This is a genomic window from Pseudomonas sp. R62 (assembly GCF_000257605.1).
GTDB classification, from domain to species: domain Bacteria; phylum Pseudomonadota; class Gammaproteobacteria; order Pseudomonadales; family Pseudomonadaceae; genus Aquipseudomonas; species Aquipseudomonas atacamensis.
In genome coordinates this window covers 1,497,799-1,501,897 of the sequence record NZ_JH635998.1, presented here as the reverse complement: position 1 = coordinate 1,501,897, position 4,099 = coordinate 1,497,799, and the positions used below count along the sequence as shown (strand labels likewise).

The window sequence follows — 4,099 nt, the reverse complement described above, 5'->3', positions numbered from 1 at the left end:
GCACGTTGACCACTTCGGCCTGGACGCCAAAGGAAAAGCGCCGGCGCGTGCCGAAATCGGCAACCTGCAGTTGCGACAGCTCATCGGCCGAAGCATTGGCGGTCAGCCAGTCGAACTTGCGATACAGCTGTTCGCGTGCCTGCTCCAGCGAGGTCTCCCGGTAGCGGTAGCGATTGCGCACTTCGCTGACGATCGCCAGCAGCGGCACTTCGTAGAGGATCACATGCAGCCATGGCCCGCGCAGACGGATGAACAGTTCTCCGTTCTCGATGCCGGTGTGCAGGTAGCGCAGGTTGAAGCGGAACAGGCCGAGGAAGCGCAGAAAATCCGGTTTCAGAAAGCTGATGCGCTCGAGAAAACTCAACTGATCGGCACTCAGGCTCAGCTCGGCCAGACGCTCGATCTGATGACGAATCTCGGCCAGATACGGACGCAGATCCTCGGCATTGCGGCAACGGAACTCCCATTCGACTTCGACGTTGGGGTAGTTGTGCAGCACCGCCTGCATCATCGTCAGCTTGTAGAAGTCGGTGTCGAGCAGGTTCTGCACGATGCGATCGGCAAACACACTCTCGCTCATAAACGGGTCTCCAGTTGCGCCGCGCCTGGCGCGGTCTATATCGATGGCGCTAGTGGCGCATATCGGCGGTGGGGATTGCCAGCATTTTTTCAGAGCGCCGCAGATCCACTGTGGGAGCGAGCCTGCTCGCGAATGCGGTGTGTCAGTTAAGATGATGTGGCTGACCCGACGCTTTCGCGAGCAGGCTCGCTCCCACCGGGATCCCGGTTGACCTCACACCGGGCTATCGATTTGTTCAAGCATCCACTTCACAAAATCCCGCACCTTCGGCACTTCCGCCGCGTGCTCCGGGTAGGCCAGGTAATAGGCATCGCTGCTGGGCATCGCATGCTGCCAGGGTATGACCAGTTTGCCTTCGGCCAATTCCTCTTCCACCAGAAACCGTGGCAGCAGCGCCACGCCACATCCGACCTGGGCGGCGCGGATGCACATGTAAAAGGTTTCGAAACGCGGCCCGTGGTAGCTGTGTTCGGTGTGGTAGCCCTGACTGTCGAACCAGTCGTGCCAGGCCTGCGGTCGCGAGGCATTTTGCAGCAGCACCAGGTCGGTGAGTTGCGTCGGGTCAGTGAATGGTGTGTCCGGCAGGCTGGCCGGGGCGCAGACCGGCACCAGTTGTTCGCCGAACAATTTCAGGCATTCGGTGCCCGGCCGCGATGCCTGGCCGAAATAGAAAGCCAGATCGCTGCGCCCCTGCAACAGATCATCGGCTTCCTGCTCGTTACACAGATCCAGATGAATCGACGGATGGCGCAAGCGCCAGCCTTTCAGGCGCGGCACCAGCCAACGGGCGCCGAAGGTGGAAGGGGTAGAGACTCGCAGGACTTCGGTCTCGCCGCCGTAGGAACGCAGGTAATGCGTCGACATCTCCACTTGGCTGAGGATTTTTCTGACCTCGACCAGATACAAATCCCCGGCCGGCGTCATCTGCAAGCGCCGACGCACGCGGCGGAACAGCAAGTGCTGCAACAGTTCTTCAAGCTGCGCGACCTGTTTGCTCACCGCACTCTGGGTCAGGTTCAGCTCTTCGGCGGCGCGGGTAAAACTCAGGTGCCGGGTCACGGCCTCGAAGCATTGCAGCGCGGTGATCGAGGGCAAGTGGCGTTTGTTCAGCATGGCCAGTCCTTTTTCTTGTCTTTCGCTAGGCAGCATGAATAAACGGAATGATATCTGGCGTAAAGGTCGTTTGTTGCATCGCCGCAGTGAGGCTACAACTAAAGGCCTGCCCGGCCATGCGAAGGATGGCCGCACACATTCTGTTTTTGCTTGAGGAGAGACCGATGGTAGCCGCATTGCTTGATCGTCTGGGAGTCAACCCGGCCCTGTACCAGAACGGCAAAGTGCCGGTACATTCGCCCATCGACGGCAGCGAAATTGCCTCGGTTAACTGGGAAGGCGCTGCCGAAGTCGAGCAACACATCAGTCGCGCAGATCATGCATTCGAGCACTGGCGCAAGGTGCCGGCGCCGCGTCGCGGTGAGCTGGTGCGCCAGTTCGGCGAAGTGTTGCGCGAGTACAAGGCCGACCTTGGCGAGCTGGTGTCGTGGGAGGCCGGCAAGATCACTCAGGAAGGTCTGGGTGAAGTGCAGGAGATGATCGACATCTGCGACTTCGCCGTTGGCCTGTCGCGCCAGCTGTACGGTCTGACCATCGCCTCCGAGCGCCCGGGCCACCATATGCGTGAAACCTGGCATCCGCTTGGCGTGGTCGGCGTCATCAGCGCGTTCAACTTCCCGGTCGCAGTGTGGGCGTGGAACACCACCCTGGCGCTGGTCTGCGGCAACCCGGTGGTGTGGAAGCCATCAGAGAAAACCCCGCTGACCGCGTTGGCCTGTCAGGCGCTGTTTGATCGCGTAGTGAAGAATTTCAGTGATGCCCCGGCGAGCCTGTGCCAGGTGGTGATCGGCGGTCGCGATGCCGGCGAAGCGCTGGTCGATGATCCGCGTGTCGCGCTGATCAGCGCCACCGGCAGCACGCGCATGGGCCGCGAAGTGGCGCCGAAAGTCGCCGCGCGTTTCGCCCGCAGCATTCTTGAGCTGGGCGGCAACAACGCGATGATCCTCGGCCCGAGCGCCGATCTGGACATGGCAGTGCGCGCGATTCTGTTCAGTGCCGTCGGCACCGCCGGGCAACGCTGCACGACTTTGCGCCGTCTGATCGCCCATGAATCGGTCAAGGAAGAAATCGTCACTCGCCTCAAGGCGGCCTATTCGAAAGTACGCATCGGCCATCCGCTGGAAGGCAATCTGGTCGGCCCGCTGATCGACAAGCACAGCTTCGAAAACATGCAGGATGCACTGGAACAGGCGCTGAGCGAAGGCGGCCGGGTGTTCGGTGGCAAGCGCCAACTGGAAGAGCAGTTCCCCAATGCTTATTACGTGTCGCCGGCCATCGTGGAAATGCCCGAGCAGAGCGACGTGGTCTGCAGCGAAACCTTCGCGCCGATTCTCTACGTGGTCGGCTACAGCGATTTCGAGGAAGCGCTACGCCTGAACAACGCCGTGCCGCAAGGCCTGTCATCGTGCATCTTCACCACCGACGTGCGTGAGGCCGAGCGGTTCATGTCGGCGGTCGGCAGTGACTGCGGCATCGCCAACGTCAACATCGGCCCGAGCGGTGCGGAAATCGGCGGTGCATTTGGTGGCGAGAAAGAGACCGGCGGCGGCCGTGAATCCGGCTCCGATGCCTGGCGCGCGTACATGCGCCGGCAGACCAACACCGTCAATTACTCGCTGGAATTGCCGTTGGCGCAGGGCATTACATTCGATTAAGCAGCTACAAGCTTCAAGCTACAAGCGTCAAGCAGACCGGCTTGCAGCTTGTAGCTTGTGGCTTGCGGCTGCTCCGACAGGAGCTTGGCAATGCCGTTACGCGAAGAATGTCTGTGGGAAACGCTCACGCCACAACGCCCGGATAACGCCGCGCTCAGGGGCGAGGTCAAGGTCGATGTCTGCGTGATCGGCGCCGGGTTCACCGGGTTGTCGGCGGCGCTGCATCTGTTGGAAAAAGGCAAAAGCGTCTGCGTGCTGGAAGCGCATCGTGCAGGGCACGGTGGCTCCGGGCGCAATGTCGGGCTGGTCAACGCCGGCATGTGGATTCCTCCGGACGAGATCGAAGCCGGGTTCGGCGAGGCGGTCGGCAGTCAGCTCAACCGCATGCTCGGTGCGGCGCCGGCGCTGGTGTTCAGCCTTGTGGATAAATACGCCATCGATTGCCAATTGCGCCGCGAAGGCACTTTGCACATGGCGCATAACGCCAAGGGCGAGGCGGATCTGCGCAGTCGCGAGCAGCAGTGGAAGCGCCGTGGCGCGCCGGTCGAACTGCTCACCGGCAAGGCCTGCGAGCAAGCCACCGGCACGCAGAAAATCGCCGCCGCGTTGCTTGATCGCCGCGCCGGCACGCTCAATCCGATGGCCTATGTCACCGGGCTGGCCAGTGCCGTGCGTGGGCTCGGCGGGCAGATGTTCGATCATTCGCCGGTGACTCGCCTCGAGCGCGTCGGGCCGAAGTGGTCGGTACAGA

At 61.8% G+C, this 4,099-nt stretch carries 2 protein-coding genes and 2 pseudogenes; 2 read left to right on the top strand and 2 right to left on the bottom strand.

Features of this window, described 5'->3' with window-relative positions; translation table 11 throughout:
• Both OQK_RS08045 and OQK_RS08040 read right to left on the bottom strand, forming a co-directional pair.
• Positions 1-580 (bottom strand): annotated as a pseudogene (locus tag OQK_RS08045) (nicotinate phosphoribosyltransferase); the annotation flags it as partial.
• A gap of 213 nt (positions 581-793) precedes the next feature.
• On the bottom strand, positions 794-1,693 hold the full coding sequence (locus OQK_RS08040) for a LysR family transcriptional regulator (protein WP_016771921.1): 900 nt from the start codon (positions 1,691-1,693) through the stop codon (positions 794-796).
• Between the two features lie 164 nt (positions 1,694-1,857).
• Between OQK_RS08040 and amaB the strand changes: the two genes are divergently transcribed.
• Entirely contained in the window at positions 1,858-3,348 is a 1,491-nt protein-coding gene (gene amaB, locus OQK_RS08035; protein ID WP_016771920.1) for an L-piperidine-6-carboxylate dehydrogenase, read from the top strand.
• 90 nt (positions 3,349-3,438) lie between these two features.
• Positions 3,439-4,099, top strand: a pseudogene (locus OQK_RS08030) (NAD(P)/FAD-dependent oxidoreductase); the annotation flags it as partial.

Coding starts and splice junctions, on each gene's coding strand:
- OQK_RS08040 (WP_016771921.1), bottom strand. CDS start 1,693: ATGCTGAACAAACGCCACTTGCCCTCGATCACCGCGCTGCAATGCTTC.
- amaB (WP_016771920.1), top strand. CDS start 1,858: ATGGTAGCCGCATTGCTTGATCGTCTGGGAGTCAACCCGGCCCTGTAC.